Origin of the sequence: Caballeronia grimmiae, assembly GCF_022879615.1 — a bacterium.
Taxonomy (GTDB): Bacteria; Pseudomonadota; Gammaproteobacteria; order Burkholderiales; family Burkholderiaceae; genus Caballeronia; species Caballeronia grimmiae.
In genome coordinates, this window is sequence record NZ_CP084272.1 from 46,634 (window position 1) to 63,879 (window position 17,246).

The window sequence follows — 17,246 nt, forward strand, 5'->3', positions numbered from 1 at the left end:
AACACGGAGCAACAAGCGATGAGCACTTTGCACGACGACAGCATCATCATCGACGGTCTCAACATCTCGAAGTTCGAGCGCTCCGTGTTCGAGGACATGCGCAAGGGCGGCGTGACGGCCGTCAACTGCACGGTCTCGGTATGGGAAGACTTTCAGAAGACGATCGACAACATCGCGGAAATGAAGCAGCAGATCCGCGAATACAGCGAGATTCTCACGCTGGTGCGCACGACCGACGACATCCTGCGCGCGAAGAAGGAGAACAAGACCGGGATCATCTTCGGCTTCCAGAACTCGTATGCGTTCGAGGACAACCTCGGCTATATCGAGGTATTCAAGGAACTGGGCGTGAACGTCGTTCAGCTTTGCTACAACACGCAGAATCTCGTCGGCACCGGCTGTTATGAGGCCGATGGTGGTCTCTCGGGCTATGGCCGCGAAGTGATCCAGGAGATGAACCGCGTGGGCATCCTGGTGGATCTTTCGCATGTCGGCGCGAAGACGTCATCGGATGCAATCGCGTGTTCGAAAAAGCCCGTGACGTATTCGCATTGCTGCCCGTCGGGGCTGAAGGAACATCCGCGCAACAAGACCGACGAGCAGCTCAAGGAAATTGCCGACGCCAACGGCTTCGTCGGTGTGACGATGTTCGCACCGTTCCTGAAGCGCGGCGCGGAGGCAAATGTCGACGACTATCTCGAAGCGATCGAATACGTGATCGATGTGATCGGCGAAGACAAGGTCGGCATCGGCACGGACTTCACGCAAGGCTACAGCACCGAGTTCTTCGACTGGATCACGCACGATAAGGGCCGTTATCGCCGGCTGACGAACTTCGGCAAGGTCGTGAATCCGGAAGGCATTCGCACGATCGGCGAGTTTCCGAATCTGACCGCCGCGATGCAGCGCGCGGGCTGGAGCGAAGCGCGCATCAAGAAGGTGATGGGCGAGAACTGGCTGCGCGTATTCGGCGAAGTGTGGCACGTCTAAACAATCAATAAGGAAACCCGCGATGCAACCGCAACTGCCTATCGACGTCGACGCGCAAACCGGCGTCTGGACCACCGACGCGCTGCCGATGCTGTACGTGCCGCGCCATTTCTTCACGAACAACCACGTGGCCGTCGAAGAAGCGCTCGGACGCGAGACGTACGCCGAGATTCTCTCTAAGGCGGGTTACAAGTCCGCGTATCACTGGTGCGACAAGGAAGCCGCGAAGCACGGTATCGCCGGCATGGCGGTGTTCGAGCACTACCTGAAGCGTCTTTCGCAACGCGGCTGGGGTCTCTTCGATATCGTCGAATCGGACCCGCAAAGCGCAATGGCGCGCGTCCATTTGCGTCATTCGTCTTTCGTGCTCGCGCAGCCGGGCAAGCAGGGCAAGCTCTGCTACATGTTCGCCGGATGGTTCGCGGGCGCGATGGACTGGGTGAACGACACCGTACCCGACAGCACGAAGAAGGGTCCGCGCTCGCGTTCCATCGAAACGCAATGCGCGGCGGAAGGCCACGACCATTGCGTGTTCGAAGTGTCGCCGATCCAGCTTCACGCATAGCACGCACAGCAAGCATTAACGCATATCAATTCGAGGTCTCCCGTCATGCGTTACCCGAACCTTTTCAAGCCACTCACGCTGAACAAGCTGACCCTGCGTAACCGCATCGTCAGCACCGCGCACGCGGAGGTGTATGCAGAACCGGGCGGCTTGCCCGGCGACCGCTACATCCGCTATTACGAGGAAAAGGCGAAGGGCGGCGTGGGACTCGCCGTCTGCGGCGGATCGAGCCCGGTGTCCATCGACAGCCCGCAAGGGTGGTGGAAGTCGGTGAACCTGTCGACGGACAAGATCATCGACCCGCTCGCGCGCCTCGCTGAAGCGATGCATCGTCATGGCGCGAAGATCATGATCCAGGCGACGCACATGGGCCGCCGCTCGGCATGGCACGGCGAGAGCTGGCCGCATCTGATGTCGCCATCGGGTGTGCGCGAGCCGGTGCATCGCGGCAACGCGAAGATCATCGAAATCGAAGAGATTCGCCGCATCATCGAAGACTTCGCGGCGGCTGCAAAGCGCGTGAAGGATGCGGGCATGGACGGCATCGAGATATCGGCGGCGCACCAGCATTTGATCGACCAGTTCTGGAGCCCGCGCACCAACTTTCGTACCGATGAATGGGGCGGCTCGCTGCAAAACCGCCTGCGTTTCGGTGTCGAAGTGCTGAAGGCCGTGCGCGAAGCGGTCGGCGCGGACTTCTGCGTGGGCCTGCGCATGTGCGGCGACGAGTTCCACGAAGACGGGCTCGATCACGAGCAACTGAAGGAAATCGCACAAGCGATGGCCGAAACCGGCCTTATCGATTACATCGGCGTGATCGGTTCGGGCGCGGATACGCACAACACGCTCGCCAACTGCATGCCGCCGATGGCGCTGCCGCCCGAGCCGTTCGTGCATCTTGCGGCGGGCATCAAGTCGGTGGTGAAGCTGCCGATCATGCACGCGCAAAGCATCCGCGATGCGGGCCAGGCCGAGCGCCTGCTCGCGAACGGCATGGTCGATCTCGTCGGCATGACGCGCGCGCAGATTGCCGACCCGCATATGGTCATCAAGATTCGCGATGGCCGCGAGGACGAGATCAAGCAATGCGTCGGCGCGAACTACTGCATCGACCGCCAGTACAACGGGCTCGATGTGCTGTGCGTGCAGAACGCCGCGACCTCGCGTGAAGCGACGATGCCGCATGTCATCGAGAAGTCGCGCGGGCCGAAGCGCAAGGTCGTCGTCGTCGGGGCTGGCCCGGCCGGACTTGAAGCAGCGCGCGTGGCGAGGTCGCGTGGGCACGACGTCGTGCTGTTCGAGAAGAACGATTACGTCGGCGGGCAGATCATGCTCGCCGCGAAAGCGCCGCAGCGCGAGCAGATGGCGGGCATCGTGCGCTGGTTCGACATGGAAACGAAGCGCCTTGGCGTGGACCGCCGTCTCGGTGTCGCAGCGGACGACAAGGCGATCATGGCCGAGAAGCCGGACATCATCGTGCTTGCAACGGGCGGTTCATCGTTCACGGATCAGGTGCCCGCATGGGGCGTCGATCGGGGACTCGCTGTGAGTTCGTGGGACATTCTTTCGGGCAAGGTCGAGCCGGGCAAGAACGTGCTCGTCTATGACGGCGTGAGCACGCATGCGGGCGCGGGCGTCGCGGATTTCATCTCGTCGCGCGGATCGAATGTCGAGATCGTGACGCCCGATGTGAAAGTCGCGGACGACGTCGGCGGCACCACGTTCCCCATCTTCTATCGACGCCTCTATGCGCAAGGCGTCATCCACACGCCGAATTACTGGCTCGACAAGGTGTACGAGGAAGACGGCAAGAAGATCGCCGTGCTGCGCAACGAGTACACGGAAGAGCAGGAAGAGCGCGCGGTGGATCAGGTCGTGATCGAAAACGGCAGCACGCCCAACGATGCGCTGTACTGGAAGCTCAAGTCCGAGTCGCTCAATCGCGGACAAGTGGATGTGCACAAGCTCTTCGCATCGGAGGCGCAGCCGTGCCTGTCCGAAGAGCTCGGCAACGGGCGATTCCTGCTGTTCCGCGTCGGCGACTGCATCTCGATGCACAACATCCACGGCGCGATTTACGACGCGCTGCGTCTTTGCAAGGACTTTTGAGGGCATTGCGCGATGAATCCCGTGTTTGTCATCACCGTCTTGCTGTGGGCCTCGGTCGCGGGCCTCGCCTTCGCCATCATGAGGCGCGCGGCGTACTGGCGCGAAGGGCGCGCGACCGTGGCGGGCGCTTATGGATGGGGCAATCTGCTGACCATCCCCAAGCGCTATTTCGTGGACCTGCATCATGTCGTTGCGCGCGATCCGTATATCGCAAGAACGCACGTCGCGACAGCGGGCGGCGCGATCCTCGCGATGGCGCTCGTGTTCCTCAACTACGGCCTCGCCATCTATTCGCCGTGGCTCGACAAGGCGATCTTTGTCGCGGCGCTCATCATGTTCGTTGGCGCGGTGTTCGTCTACCGGCGCAGGCACGGCGCGAAGGCGGTGCCCGCGCGTCTGTCGCGTGGACCGTGGGACAGCCTGCCGCTTCTGCTCGGCTCGTTCGCGCTCGGCCTCGCGCTGTTCATGCTGTTGCCTGCAACGTGGATGTCCGGTGCGCTCGCGATCATCGTCGCATTGCTGATCGGCGCGGGCGCCTACACGATGACCTTCGGCGCGGCGCGCGGCGGACCGATGAAGCACGCGATGGCAGGTCTCCTCCATCTCGCGTTTCATCCGCGGCAGGAGCGCTTCAAGGCGAAGCACGATCAGGACGTGGTGCCGCCCACGGCACTGAAGATGCCCGTGCTCGATGCGAAGGAGTATGGCGTCGGCAAGCCGATCGAATTTCGCTGGAACCAACTGCTGAGTTTCGATGCATGCGTGCAGTGCGGAAAATGCGAAGCCGCATGCCCCGCGTTTGCATCGGGTCAGCCGCTCAACCCGAAGAAGCTGATTCAGGACCTGGTGACGGGCATGGTCGGCGGCACGGATGCCGCGTATGCAGGCAGTCCCACGCCGGGCATCCCGGTCGGCAAGCATGCGGGCGCGCCGGGCAAGCCGCTCATCTCGAGCATGATCGAAGCCGACACCATCTGGTCCTGCACGACGTGCCGCGCTTGCGTGCAGGAGTGCCCGATGCTGATCGAGCATGTCGATGCGATCGTCGACATGCGCCGCAACCAGACGCTCGTCGAAGGCAACGTGCCGGGCAAAGGCCCGATCACGCTCGCGAATCTGCGCGAGACGGGCAGCGCGAACGGCTATGACATCGGCGCGCGCTATGACTGGTCCGTTGATTTGCAGGTGCAGGTCGCCCAGCCGGGCCGCATGGTGGACGTGTTGCTGATAGCAGGCGAAGGCGCGTTCGACATGCGCTATCAACGCACGCTGCGTGCCTTCGCAAAGGTGCTGAACAAGGCGGGCGTCGATTACGCGGTGCTCGGCAGCGCGGAAACCGATACGGGCGACACGGCTCGCCGTCTCGGCGACGAAGCCACCTTCCAGCAATGCGCCGCGAAGCTCATGGACACGCTCTCGCGCTATTCGTTCAGGCGCATCGTGACGGCGGACCCGCACGTGCTGCATAGCCTGCGCAACGAATACCGCGCGCTCGGCGGCTTCTACGAAGTGCAGCATCACACGGCGTTCATGGCGGAACTGGTGGCGAGCGGCAAGCTCACGCCGAAGGCCGCTGCGGTGCTCGCCGACAAGAAGATCACGTATCACGATCCGTGCTACCTCGGCCGCTATAACGGCGAAACCGAAGCGCCGCGCAAGCTGCTGAAGACCATCGGCATCAAGGTGGTGGAGATGGAGCGTCACGGCATGCGTGCGCGATGCTGCGGCGGTGGCGGCGGTGCGCCGTTGACGGATATCCCCGGCAAGCAGCGCATTCCGGACATCCGCATCGGCGATGCGAAGGCAACGGGCGCGGAAGTGGTCGCCGTCGGTTGTCCGCAATGCACCGCGATGCTCGAAGGCGTGGTCGGTCCTCGTCCCGAAGTGCTCGACGTGGCGGAGCTGGTCGCCGCAGCGCTGGAGTAACGCATGAACACGATCAAAAGAATCGATCCGCGCCGGCCTTTCGTCGTCACGACGGCAGGACTCAGGCGCATCACGCTCGGCGAGATCGGCACCGGCGCGATGCTCGACTTTGCTTCGACGCATGCCGCGCATCACGATGCGGTCAAGCCGCGCCGCACGACGAAGCTCGCGCGCCGTGCCTTGCTCATCGCGGCGCACACCGACCGCGGCGCGCTCGACGATCACGCGCGCCAGGCGCTCGCCGCTGCCGCCTTGCTTGCGGACGATGAAACCGAAGTCGTGCTGATCGCGTTCGGCGCGTTCAGCGAAGATGCTGCATCGCTCGGTGCGGACCGCTATATCGAACTCGAAGCGTTCGATCGCCGCCGCTATGCGCCCGATGATGAACTGCGTGCGCTTGCGGCATGCGTCGCGGCGTTTGCGCCCGCGCATGTCTTCATGCCGGACAACGCAACCGGCGATGGCGACCTCGGCCGCCGTTACGCCGCGCACGCGGACGCCAGCATCGCCACGCATGTCGTGGAGCTGGATGCGTCGCATGTTGCTTCATATGCGTTGGCGGGCCGTGCAGTCGCCTCGCGCGCATTGCCCGATGTCGTTCTGCTCGCGCCGAACGCCGTAGATGCGAAGTTGCCTTTCGTCGGCGCCGGCGAGCGCGTGCAGAGCGAAGGCATCGTGCCCGCTGCCGTCGAGAGCGCCTACGTCGATCTCGGCATCGAAGAAATGGATGCCGCGCAAGTCGCGCTCGAAGAAGCGGACTTCATCATCTCGGCGGGCAATGGCGTGACCGATATCCCCGCGTTCGAAGCGTTGGCCTCGACGCTCGGCGCGGCGATCGGTGCGAGCCGTGTCGCCGTCGATGACGGCAAATTCACGCGCGACAAGCAGATCGGCGCGACCGGCAAGACCGTCGAAGCAAGCGTTTATATCGCGTTCGGCATCTCGGGCGCGGTGCAGCACTTGCAGGGCATCAAGGATTGCCGTCACGTGATCGCCGTGAATCTGGATGCGAGCGCGCCCATTGCCAAGCGCGCGAATCTCACGATCGTCGCGGATACGCAAGAGACCATCAAGGCGCTCACCGATGCAGCCGCTGCCGCGCGTGCATCGCGTGCAAACGGGGCGTCGATCGTCGAAACATCGCTGGCGGAAGGAGCGTTCGCATGAAGATCGCCGTACTCGTATCCGTGGGACGTCATCCCGTGAGCGGCACGGCGCGCTACAGCCGCAACGATGCAGCGGCGCTCGCCATCGCCCTCGATATCGCGAAGCAGCACGGCGCTCAACTCGACGTGCTGCATGCCGGCGATCCGGGCAGTCCCGCGCTTGCTGAATATCTCGCACTGGGCGCGCCGCGCGTCGAAGTGCTCAACACATCGGGCGATGCCTGCGCCGCCCTCGCGCAACGTCTCTCAGGCTATGACCTCGTGATGACGGGCACGCGTGCGGAAGGCGCATTCGATAGCGGCACGCTGCCCTACAAGCTCGCGGATGCGCTGAACGTTGCGCTCGTCGGGTCCGCAGTGGATGTCAGCGTGACGAACGAAGGCGTCGAAGTGCGGCAGTTCATGCCCAAGGGCTTGCGCCGCCGCGTGCGGGTGCAACTGCCCGCGCTCGTCGCGGTCCATCCGCTGGCGAACGCCGCACCGCGTTATGCGTATGCGCGCATGAAGGAAGGGCGCGTGGCGCCTGTCGCGGCCAACGCACCGCTGGACAAGGAACAGAGTGCGTGGACGCTCGGCCCTGTCACCGCGAAGCCGAAGCGCCTCGCCGCGCCGGAGAAGCGCACGGGCCACGCACGCATGCTCTCCGCGACGACGACGGAAAGCCGTGGCGGCAGCGTCGTAATTGAAGGGAGTTCCGTCGAAAAAGCACAAGTGATTCTGGCGTATTTGCGCGAGCATCAACTCGTCGACTATTGATTTCGACGGCAGCAGGCGGGCAGACAAACGGGCACAACAGCGGGCCAAAAAGCGATGCAGGAGCACACGATGAAAGTTTCGGCAGACGTTCGCGCAATGATCGAACGCCGCAAGAAGGGCTATACGCTCGAAGCGCCGTTCTATACGAGCGAAGAGATTCACGCGCTCGATATGAAGGCAATTTTCGGGCAGCACTGGATTCAGGTTGCGGTGGAACCGGACGTGCCCGAGCCCGGCGATTACACGACGATCGATATCGGCAACGATTCGATCCTGATCGTGCGCGACGACGACATGCAGATCCGCGCGTTCCATAATGTGTGCCGTCATCGCGGCGCGCGCCTGTGCAACCAGGAGAAAGGTTCGCTCGGCAATATCGTGTGTCCGTATCACAGCTGGACGTATGGCCTGAACGGCGATCTCATGTTCGCCGAGCACATGGGCGACCAGTTCGACCGCTGCAAGCACAGCCTGAAGAAAGTTTATGTGGAGAATCTAGCGGGCCTCATCTTCATCTGTCTCGCCGATGAACCGCCCGCCGATTTCGCCGTCCTGCGCGAAGCGATGGAGCCGTATCTACTGCCGCACGGCCTGAAGGATTGCAAGATCGCGGCGAGCGTCGATCTCGTTGAAAAGGGCAACTGGAAGCTCACGATGGAGAACAATCGCGAGTGCTATCACTGCGTCGCGAACCATCCCGAACTGACCATTTCGCTCTATGAATACGGCTTCGGCTATCAACGCTCGCCCGCGAACGAAGAAGGCATGGCCGCGTTCGAGCGCACCGTCGTCGAACGCGCGAAGCAATGGGACGCGATGAACCTGCCGTCCGCTGAAATCGAGCGCCTGTCCGATCTCGTCAGCGGCTTCCGCACGCAACGCCTGCCGCTCGATCGCGATGGCGAATCGCAAACGCTCGACGCGAAGGTCGCCTGCAGGAAGCTGCTGGGCGGCTTCGAACGCGCGGATCTGGGCGGACTTTCGTTCTGGACGCAGCCGAATTCGTGGCATCACTTCATGAGCGATCACATCGTCACGTTCAGCGTAATCCCCCTGTCCGCCGGCGAAACGCTCGTGCGCACGAAGTGGCTCGTGCACAAGGATGCACGCGAAGGCATCGATTACGACGTCGACAATCTCACGGCCGTATGGCGCGCGACCAACGAGCAGGATCGCACGCTCGTCGAGTACTCGCAGCTCGGCGCGGCCAGCAGCGCGTATCAGCCGGGCCCGTATTCGCCCTTTACGGAAGGACTCGTCGAGAAGTTCTGCGAGTGGTACATCGGGCGGCTGGACAGCTACGCGAACACGCCCGACGAGCAACTCGCATCGCATGGCGAGAAAATCGTTTCCTTCATGCGCTAAGCGCGTTAGAGAGGCACATCATGATGCGCGATCAGGCCACGTTCGAGCCGACGAAGAGCCGCGTGACCCAGCCGAAGTTCTGGGGCGCGCTGCCCGCGCGCTGGAATAGCGACGTCGACGACACGCTCGTCTGCTGTCATGTGCGGCAGGAAACGCATGACGTGAAGAGCTTTTTCTTCAAGGCGCCCGATGAACGCGCGTTCGTGTTCGAGCCGGGGCAGTTCATCACACTCGAACTGGATATCGACGGCGAGCCAGTCAACCGCTGCTACACGATCTCGTCCGCGCCGACGCGCCCGCATACCATCTCCATCACCGTGAAGCGCGTGCCGGGCGGAAAGGTGTCGAACTGGCTGCATGACAATGTGGTTGCAGGGGCGCGCGTGCGTGTGCTCGGGCCGTCGGGCGAGTTCACGTGTGCGCGGCATCCGGCGCGCAAGTTTCTGTTTCTGTCGGCGGGATCGGGCATTACGCCGCTCATGTCGATGAGCCGCGCGCATCATGAACTGGGAGACGATGCCGACATCGTGTTCGTGCACAGCGCACGCACGCCGGACGACATCATCTTCGCGCGCGAGCTCGATCTCATCGCATCGAATCACGCGAACTTCCGCACCGCGTTCGTTTGCGAGCGCGTCGGTGCGCGCACGAATTGGCCCGGAATCACGGGGTTTTTGAGCTTGCCGCTGCTCAAGCTGATTGCACCGGATTATCTCGATCGCGAAGTGTTCACGTGCGGTCCCGCACCTTATATGCAAGCGGTGCGCAATCTGCTCGATGAAGGCGGCTTCGATCGCAAGCACTATCACGAAGAGAGTTTCTCGTTCGAAACGATCGCTGAAGTCGCATCGCAACTGACGACCGCTCATGTCGCCGATGCCATCGCCACCGATAGCGAATTCGTCGAAACCAGCGACTTCGCGCCCGCGCCCGCCGACACGACATACAAGGTCGCGTTCGCCAAGAGCCGGCGCGAGATCGAATGCGGCAGTGGCGAACACGTGCTCGACGCCGCGAAGAAAGCGGGCGTGCGATTGCCGTCGTCGTGTACGCAGGGCATGTGCGGCACGTGCAAGGTGAAGCTCGTATCCGGCGAAGTCGCGATGAAGCATGCGGGCGGCATTCGTCAGCGCGAGATCGATCAGGGCATGGTGCTGCTGTGTTGCAGCAAGCCACTGAGCGATCTCGTCGTCGACAAGTAGAAACCGGGCGTCGTTTCTTGACAACTGGATGTCGCAAAAGCGCGTTACAGCACTATTCTGGCTGGCGATTCTGAGTGCACGGCGTGGGGCCGCAAAGGGGAAACCATATGAAAGCGATGAGAAGACTGTTCGTGCTGGGCGCGATGAGTGCGGCCCTTGCAGCGAGCATGGGGGCAAGCGCCGATACGAAGCCGACCATCAAGATCGGCTACGTCGAAGGCTGGGACGACAGTGTGGCGACGTCGAACGTGGCGGCGCGCATCATCGAGAAGCGGCTTGGCTATCAGGTGCAGCTCGTGCCGGTCGCGGCGGGTGTCATGTGGCAAGGCGTGGCGCGCGGCGATCTGGATGCGACGCTGTCCGCATGGCTGCCGGTCACGCATGGCGCGTACTGGAACAACTTCAAGTCGAAGGTCGTGAATCTCGGTCCGAACTTCAACGACGCGAAGATCGGGCTGATCGTGCCTGAGAACGTCGATGTATCAAGCCTGACCGATCTCGAAGCGAAGAAGGCGGAGTTCGATTCGCGCATCGTCGGCATCGACGCGGGTGCGGGCGTCATGCAAAAGACGAGCGAGGCGATCAAGGCCTATAACCTCGATTACAAGCTGATGCCGAGTTCGGGCAGCGCGATGACGGCGGAACTGGCGCGCTCGGAAGCAGCGAAGAAGCCGATCATCGTGACGGGCTGGAAGCCCCACTGGATGTTCGCCAAGTACAAGCTCAAGTTCCTCGAAGACCCGAAGAAGGTGTTCGGCGAAGCGGAGCATGTCGACAGCGTCGTGAATCCAGAACTGGAAAAGAAGGCGCCGCCAGTGGTCGCGTTCCTGAAGAAGTTCCAGTGGAAGCCGGGTGAAATCGATAGCGTGATGCTCGCGACGCAGAACGGCGAAAAGCCCACCGCAGCCGCCGATGCGTGGATCAGCGCGCATGGAGACCGGGTGGATAGCTGGGTCAAGTAAGCCGGGTTGCAGGCTTAGCGATGAAGAAAGCGCCGCTTTTCAGCGGCGCTTTCGCGTTTGGGAGACTCAACGCAACACCACTGTCCTCTCTCCATTGATGAACACCCGCCGCTCGACGAACGCCTTCACCGCGCGCGCCAGCGTGATGCATTCGACATCGCGCCCGGTCGCCAGCAAACGGTCGGGGCTATACGAATGATCGACCCGTTCCACTTCCTGCTCGATGATCGGGCCTTCGTCGAGATCGTCGGTGACGAAGTGGGCCGTCGCGCCGATCAGTTTCACGCCGCGCGTATGTGCCTGATGATAGGGCTTCGCACCCTTGAAGCCCGGCAGGAACGAGTGATGGATGTTGATTGCACGTCCCGCCAGCTTGCGGCTCGTATCGCCGGAAAGAATCTGCATGTAGCGCGCGAGGATCATCAGTTCCGCGCCCGACGTATCGAACAGATCGAGCAGGCGGGCCTCCTGTTGCGACTTGGTATCCGCGGTGATCGGCAAGTGATGGAAGGGCAGGCCATGCTGCTGCGCGAGCGGCGCGAGGTCCGTATGGTTCGAGCCGATGCCCACGATATCCATCTTCAGTTCGCCCATGCGCCAGCGGAACAGCAGGTCGGCGAGACAGTGCTCCAGCTTCGACACCATGATGAGGACTTTCGGACGCACGGCGAGATCGTGAATCGCCCACGTCATCGAGAAGCGCGCGGCGATGGATGCGAACTCGCGTTGCAGCATGTCGAGGTCGAGCGTTTCGTCGCGCCTCGCGGCATGGAAGACGCAGCGCACGAAGAAGCGTTCGCTGAGGTCGTCGTCGAACACGGTGAGTTCGTCGATATAGCCGTGATGCCGCTCCAAAAAGCCGACGATAGCGGCGACCTGTCCGGCCGCGCTCGGACACGCGACGGTGAGCACCAGTTGATTGAGGCGTGATTCGGCTGACATGCGTGGCTCCGTCCAGAGAAAGCGTCGCCGCAATCGGGCGAGCGTGCCGCTAGTAGAACAAACGCCGCGAAACGGCGATAGAAGCGATACGCCTCGCAGCTAGTACGAAAGCGTCAACGAACCGGGCAGCCGGTGATAGACGGCGCGTGCGGCGTGAACGACGTAGCCTGAAATGCAACGAGCGCCGCGAACGGCCTGCAAGCCGTCGGCGGCGCTCGTCGTGAAAGCGAGCAACGCTCCGTTTAGAACGTGAGCTGATCGAGCGCGTCGCGCGTTGCCGGGGCAACGAAGTGACGAATGGCCTGGATTTGCGTCGCGTCGAGGAGCTTGTTGTCCTGGTAGATGCCGAGCATCTTGCGCATCCGGTCGAGAATGATCCCGTGGACGATGGAGACGTCCTGCCCGAGGTCGACAGCCCGGGTGCTCACGAGACGATTGATCGCGCTGACGATGGCGAGCGGTTCGTCGGACGAGTTCGGATAGGTGTTGAGAAACGGGATGACGATGCGTTCGATGTCGCCCGGGTCGAGGTCGGGATACCAGAGCGCGAGGAGGCGGCGGCGCATGGTTTGCAGCCACGGAGCGGCCACGTCCCCGCGGCTGTTGGTGAAGCTGCCGCGATGCGACCTGTGCTCGGTGAGCACTTCGTTGACATTCTCGAGCTGGCCGCCCGCCGCCATGACCGATGCCAGATAGCCGATGTCCTCGGCGCTGCGGGCGACGTCGTCGAACCGGATGCCATGCCTGCGCACGAAGGAGCGCCGCACCATGAGCGTGCCGCCGCTGATCGTATTGACACCGTCGAGCAGACGAGCCTTGATGTTGGCGTCACCCTGGGCGCAATAGGCGATGCCGTCGGGAACGTCGCCGAACACGCTGACGTTGGAACCCGCTGCGGCCAGACGGTCGTTTGCCCTGAAGGCGGCGACCTGCGCGGCAAGCCGGTGCGGGATCAGGCGGTCGTCCGAATCCACGCGCGCGATGAACTCGCCCTGCGCCGCGTCGAAGCCGGCGTTCGATGCGGTGCTGATGCCCTCGTTGCGGTCGAAACGGATGAGGCGGATGCGGCTGTCGTCGCCGGCGGCTTCGCGGGCGGCGGACAAGGTCTGGTCAGCGGAGCCGTCGTCGACGACGATGAGCTGCCAGTCTTCGATAGTCTGACACCGGATCGAGGCGACCGCTTCGCCGATGAACTGTTCTGCATTGAAGGCGGGAATGACGACAGTGACGAGGGGCGAAGATGACAAGGCGGTCTCGGGCGTTGACGGATTGAGCATGGCCGGCAACTCAGCGAACGGAACAGCGATGGTGCGGGCGGCGTGGCGCAGCAGTCCACTGCGCGTTTCCGAATGGCTGGATGCGGCTTTTTTACAGATTCCGAAGTATGCGGAGACGCCCAGCCGTTTCCTATCGGGCTTGTCTGAATTCGAGGAGACTGGACCGGCGCGCGAAAGCCGGCGCGCCCCGCGGGGCGCGCCGGAGAGACGGTAACGAAGGTGGCTTAGATGCCCGCGAGCGCGTTCGTCAGGGCGAGCGCGACGGTGAGAAGCTGCGGTTCGACGACCAGATCGTTATGCCGGCCTTCCACCTGCATGATGCGCAAGCCCTGCTTCGCGACGCGCCGCCATACCGGTAACGGATCGCCGCGATCGTCTTGCTGGATCGATGCGCGCACATAAACGATCGGTCCGCCGAGATAGCGGCGCGGCTTGTAGGTCGTCATCGCGACTCGCATCGACTCACGCACGAGCATCAGCGGCGGCGGCAGGCCGCGCGTTTCGGGGCCGGGGCGCTGCGCCGTCTTGCCGAGACGCATGCGTACCCGGTCCTTCATCGCGAGTGCCTTGCCGCGCACGTATGCAATGCGCTCCCGCGTGCCGAGCGCCCGGAACTCGCGCATCCTGTAGGCGATCATGCTGGCCTGATAGCGCGCCCACGCGGTGAGCGGCAGACAGCGTTCGTGCACATAGGTATCGAGCAGGCAGAGCATTTCGATTTGCTCGCCGGCCTTCACGAGTTGCTGCGCAATCTCGAACGCAACCAGTCCGCCGAACGAATAGCCGACGAGCGCATACGGCCCGCTCGGCTGCACGCCGCGCATGCGCAGCACGTAGGCGCGCGCCATGTCCTCGACGCTGCGCTGCGGCGCTTCATCGCCATCGAGGCCGAGCGCCTGCAGACCGTAGACCGGACGCTCGCTTTGCAGCGTGCCGGCGAGCGTCAGGCATTCCATCACGGAGCCGGTGATGCTGTGGACCATGAAGAGCGGCCGTCCGCGCCCCGCGCGCATCTGCACCAGCGACGAGCTTTCGGCGCTCATGCTCGGATCGGCGGCGATGACGGCCGCGAGCCGCGCGATCGTCGGCGCGACGATGAGCGTGGCGATCGGCAGCGTGCGGTTCGTCGTCCGCTTGATGTCGGCCAGCATGCGCGCCGCGAGCAGCGAGTGTCCGCCGAGTTCGAAGAAGTTGTCGTCGCGGCCGATCGGCGAGAAGCTGAAATACTGCTCCCACAGCGCGCAAAGATACGCCTCGATGCCCTCCGCCGATTCGCCCGGCGCGGGCAAGTCGGGCTGCGCGCGCGCGAGCAGCGGATGTTCGCGAATGCCATCGAGACAATCCGGATTCGCGAGCGACGACACGTTGCGCGCGGGCAGGCCGTTGACGGCATCGCGAGCGGCGGCTTCGGACGGCTTGCCGTTGTGCGTGACCGGCAAGCCGCCGACCTGCACGATGACATCCGGCACCAGCGCCGCCGAGCCGTGCCGCGTGAGTTCGCGCCGGATGCGGATGGCGAGCGCCGCGTTGAGATGCTCGCCTTCACGCAGCACGAGCAGCAGCACGATGCGCTGGCCGCCCTCGCCGGCGCGCGGGCCGGTCTGCGGCACGGCCATCGCCTGACGAATCTCGTGCACTTCGCTCAGAATGCGGTAGATCTCGCCGGGGCTCACGTTGATGCCGCGCACGTTGAGCACGCCGTCGCTGCGGCCATGCAGACGCGCGCCGCCGTCCGGCGAAAATTCGATGACGTCGCCATGCGTCCAGACGCCTTCGTTCTCGGCGAAATATGCCTTGTGAAAGCGCGAGCCGTCCGTGTCGCCGAAAAAGCCGAGCGGGCGCGACGGAAACGGGTTCGTGCAGACGAGTTCGCCTGGCATGTTGGTCTGCACGCCATGATCGAAGGCCTGCACGTTCAGGCCGAGCGTCTTGCACTGCGCTTCGCCGGCATGAACGGGCAGGTTGGGATTGCCGAGCACGAAGCAGCCGATGATGTCCGTCCCGCCAGATATCGACTGCAGCTGCAGCGGCTTCACGTGCCGATGCACCCAGTGGAATTGCGTGTCGTAGAGCACGGCGCCGGTCGACATCATCGCGCGCAGGTCGGACAGGTCGTACAGCGTGCCGGGTTCGAGCCCCGCGTCCTCGCTCATCTTCAGGTAGGCGGGGCTCGTGCCGAACACGGTGACATGCTCGTTCGCGACGATGCGCCACAACGTGTCGACGGCCGCTACCGGTCCGTCGTACGTGACGATCTGCACGCCCGACGCGAGCGCCGACAACTGCCAGTTCCACATCATCCACGAGCAGCTCGTGAAGAAGAAGAGCTTGTCGTCGGGTCCGAGATCGCTATGCAGCCGATGTTCCTTCACATGCTCGATCAGCGTGCCGCCCGCGCCATGCACGATGCACTTCGGCTTGCCCGTCGTGCCCGACGAAAACATCACGAAGAGCGGATGGTTGAACGGAAAGCGCCGCCACGCGAACCGCGTCGGATCGCCGTGCTCGATGAGTTCGCGCATCTCGTGCTGACGCGTCGTGACCGTGCTCGGCAGCGGCGTTTCGTCGAGGCACACGATGTCGGTGAGCGTCGGCAACGCGGCGGCCACAGCGGCGACGTGAGCGCTGAGCGCGCCGGCCGTATCGAACGAGCGCTGCATGGTGTGCGCGAACAACATGCGCGGCGCGAGCGGCGCGAAGCGGTCGAGGATGGCCTGCACGCCGTTTTCGGGCGCTGCGGTGGAAAGCGTCGCGCCGAGCGAGGCGACGGCGAGCGCGGCGGTGATCGCTTCGGCGTCGTTGCGCATGATCGCGACGACGCGGTCGCCCGGCTTCAGCCCGAGTTCGCGCAAGGCCTGCGCGAGCCGTATGACGCGCTCGCGCAATTCGCCGCGCGTGTAGGCGACGCGGCCGCCGTCGGCATAACAGGCGACGAGCGCCATAGCGTCGTCGGGCGCGATGCCCGGGCCGAGAAGATTCTCCGCGTAATTCAGTTCGACATGCGGAAAAAAGCGGGCGGTTTCGATTTCATCGCCGGTACAAACGGGTTCCGCGATACCCGACCATTCGAGTCCTTCGGCCGATTCGAGAAAGGATTTCCAGAACTGGCGATATTCGCGGGCGGTGTAATCGTGCAAGGCGGGGTAATCGGCGAAGCGCTCTCCGGTTTGCTTTTCGAAGTCTTCGATAAAGCGTGTCATGCGTGAACGCGATACGCGTTCCGGCGCCGGCGCGTAGAGGGACTGTCGCAAATAAAACTGCGCACTCTCCCGAATGGCGTTTTGACGTTCCATCGTCTGAAGCACCTGTGATTGCACGGGGTTATGAATTTGTAATGTGCTCTGCGACAGGCTCCGAAAATCTCTCATTTTCCGGTGGTGCGCCAAATCGCCGGAGGCAGGTTCACTTCCTCGGCAGTCAGAGTACCGCGAGCGAAAGCGGCGCAATGTGCGCACAACCACAAAAGGCCGCGTGGCAACAGGCAAGAATGCCCTTGCAATTTGAGTTAAATATATGCTTCGACGCGCGAAGCGTAGCAATAAGTACTCGTGCGAATATGCTGGGCATACCAATCAGCGTTAACCAGCGTGGCGGACAACGCGGTCATTCTTTTAGATGAAGCATACAGGGATAAGTTGAATCAGCGTCTATCCGAAACAACTGAAGATATATAACGGCTTTCAACGCGACGCGGCAATTGCGCCATGAATTTTGGCGAAGCTGTTCGTGGGCGCAATCAGAAACTGACGTTGGAATGCAGTGTTTTTTTGTGTCCCGCCGATGACGTTCGTAAACCGAGGGATTATTGGCAATTGCAATTAGGAAATGCCTGAAGCGCGATGACCGCGGTGTATCGCGACGAATGGTTGGACTACCACGGCCATTTACCGTATCGCCACCCGATGCGTGCATGGACCGCATCGGGCGTCGTTTATCCAGGCGACGTTGACCAAGCAAGCTGCCTTCAATTCGACGATCACATCGGC

At 62.9% G+C, this 17,246-nt stretch carries 12 protein-coding genes; 9 read left to right on the top strand and 3 right to left on the bottom strand.

What is annotated here, in order from left to right:
* Positions 1 to 18 precede the first annotated feature (18 nt).
* From LDZ21_RS13970 to LDZ21_RS14010, 9 genes are all read left to right on the top strand, one after another.
* Positions 19 to 990, top strand: coding sequence for a dipeptidase (locus LDZ21_RS13970; protein WP_244795449.1), 972 nt, complete (start codon positions 19 to 21; stop codon positions 988 to 990).
* Positions 991 to 1,012: 22 nt separating this feature from the next.
* Entirely contained in the window at positions 1,013 to 1,555 is a 543-nt protein-coding gene (locus tag LDZ21_RS13975; RefSeq protein ID WP_244795450.1) for a DUF5943 domain-containing protein, read from the top strand.
* Positions 1,556 to 1,600: 45 nt separating this feature from the next.
* Positions 1,601 to 3,664: an NADH:flavin oxidoreductase gene (locus tag LDZ21_RS13980; RefSeq protein ID WP_244795451.1), complete on the top strand. Its 2,064-nt coding sequence runs from the start codon at positions 1,601 to 1,603 to the stop codon at positions 3,662 to 3,664.
* Positions 3,665 to 3,676: 12 nt separating this feature from the next.
* Complete coding sequence (locus LDZ21_RS13985; protein ID WP_244795452.1) at positions 3,677 to 5,590, top strand: (Fe-S)-binding protein; 1,914 nt, start codon at positions 3,677 to 3,679, stop codon at positions 5,588 to 5,590.
* Positions 5,591 to 5,593: 3 nt separating this feature from the next.
* A complete protein-coding gene (locus LDZ21_RS13990; RefSeq protein WP_244795453.1) occupies positions 5,594 to 6,757 on the top strand; it encodes an electron transfer flavoprotein subunit alpha/FixB family protein in 1,164 nt (387 codons plus the stop codon).
* A complete protein-coding gene (locus LDZ21_RS13995; protein ID WP_244795454.1) occupies positions 6,754 to 7,512 on the top strand; it encodes an electron transfer flavoprotein subunit beta/FixA family protein in 759 nt (252 codons plus the stop codon). Before LDZ21_RS13990 ends, LDZ21_RS13995 begins: the two co-directional genes overlap by 4 nt.
* A gap of 69 nt (positions 7,513 to 7,581) precedes the next feature.
* Positions 7,582 to 8,877 carry an aromatic ring-hydroxylating oxygenase subunit alpha gene (locus LDZ21_RS14000; protein ID WP_244795455.1) on the top strand — a complete coding sequence of 432 codons (1,296 nt, stop codon included), beginning with the start codon at positions 7,582 to 7,584 and terminating at the stop codon, positions 8,875 to 8,877.
* A gap of 23 nt (positions 8,878 to 8,900) precedes the next feature.
* Positions 8,901 to 10,079 (top strand): FAD-binding oxidoreductase, encoded by a 1,179-nt coding sequence (locus LDZ21_RS14005; RefSeq protein WP_244795853.1) that lies wholly within the window; start codon positions 8,901 to 8,903, stop codon positions 10,077 to 10,079.
* 107 nt (positions 10,080 to 10,186) lie between these two features.
* Positions 10,187 to 11,041: a glycine betaine ABC transporter substrate-binding protein gene (locus LDZ21_RS14010; protein WP_244795456.1), complete on the top strand. Its 855-nt coding sequence runs from the start codon at positions 10,187 to 10,189 to the stop codon at positions 11,039 to 11,041.
* Positions 11,042 to 11,107: 66 nt separating this feature from the next.
* Here LDZ21_RS14010 and purU read toward each other — a convergent pair whose 3' ends face one another.
* The 3 genes from purU to LDZ21_RS14025 all read right to left on the bottom strand — a co-directional run bounded on the left by purU (position 11,108) and on the right by LDZ21_RS14025 (position 16,553).
* Entirely contained in the window at positions 11,108 to 11,983 is an 876-nt protein-coding gene (gene purU / locus LDZ21_RS14015) for a formyltetrahydrofolate deformylase (RefSeq protein ID WP_035970103.1), read from the bottom strand.
* Between the two features lie 242 nt (positions 11,984 to 12,225).
* Positions 12,226 to 13,260 carry a glycosyltransferase family 2 protein gene (locus LDZ21_RS14020; protein WP_244795457.1) on the bottom strand — a complete coding sequence of 345 codons (1,035 nt, stop codon included), beginning with the start codon at positions 13,258 to 13,260 and terminating at the stop codon, positions 12,226 to 12,228.
* A gap of 224 nt (positions 13,261 to 13,484) precedes the next feature.
* Positions 13,485 to 16,553: an acetoacetate--CoA ligase gene (locus LDZ21_RS14025; protein WP_244795458.1), complete on the bottom strand. Its 3,069-nt coding sequence runs from the start codon at positions 16,551 to 16,553 to the stop codon at positions 13,485 to 13,487.
* Between the last annotated feature and the right edge of the window lie 693 nt (positions 16,554 to 17,246).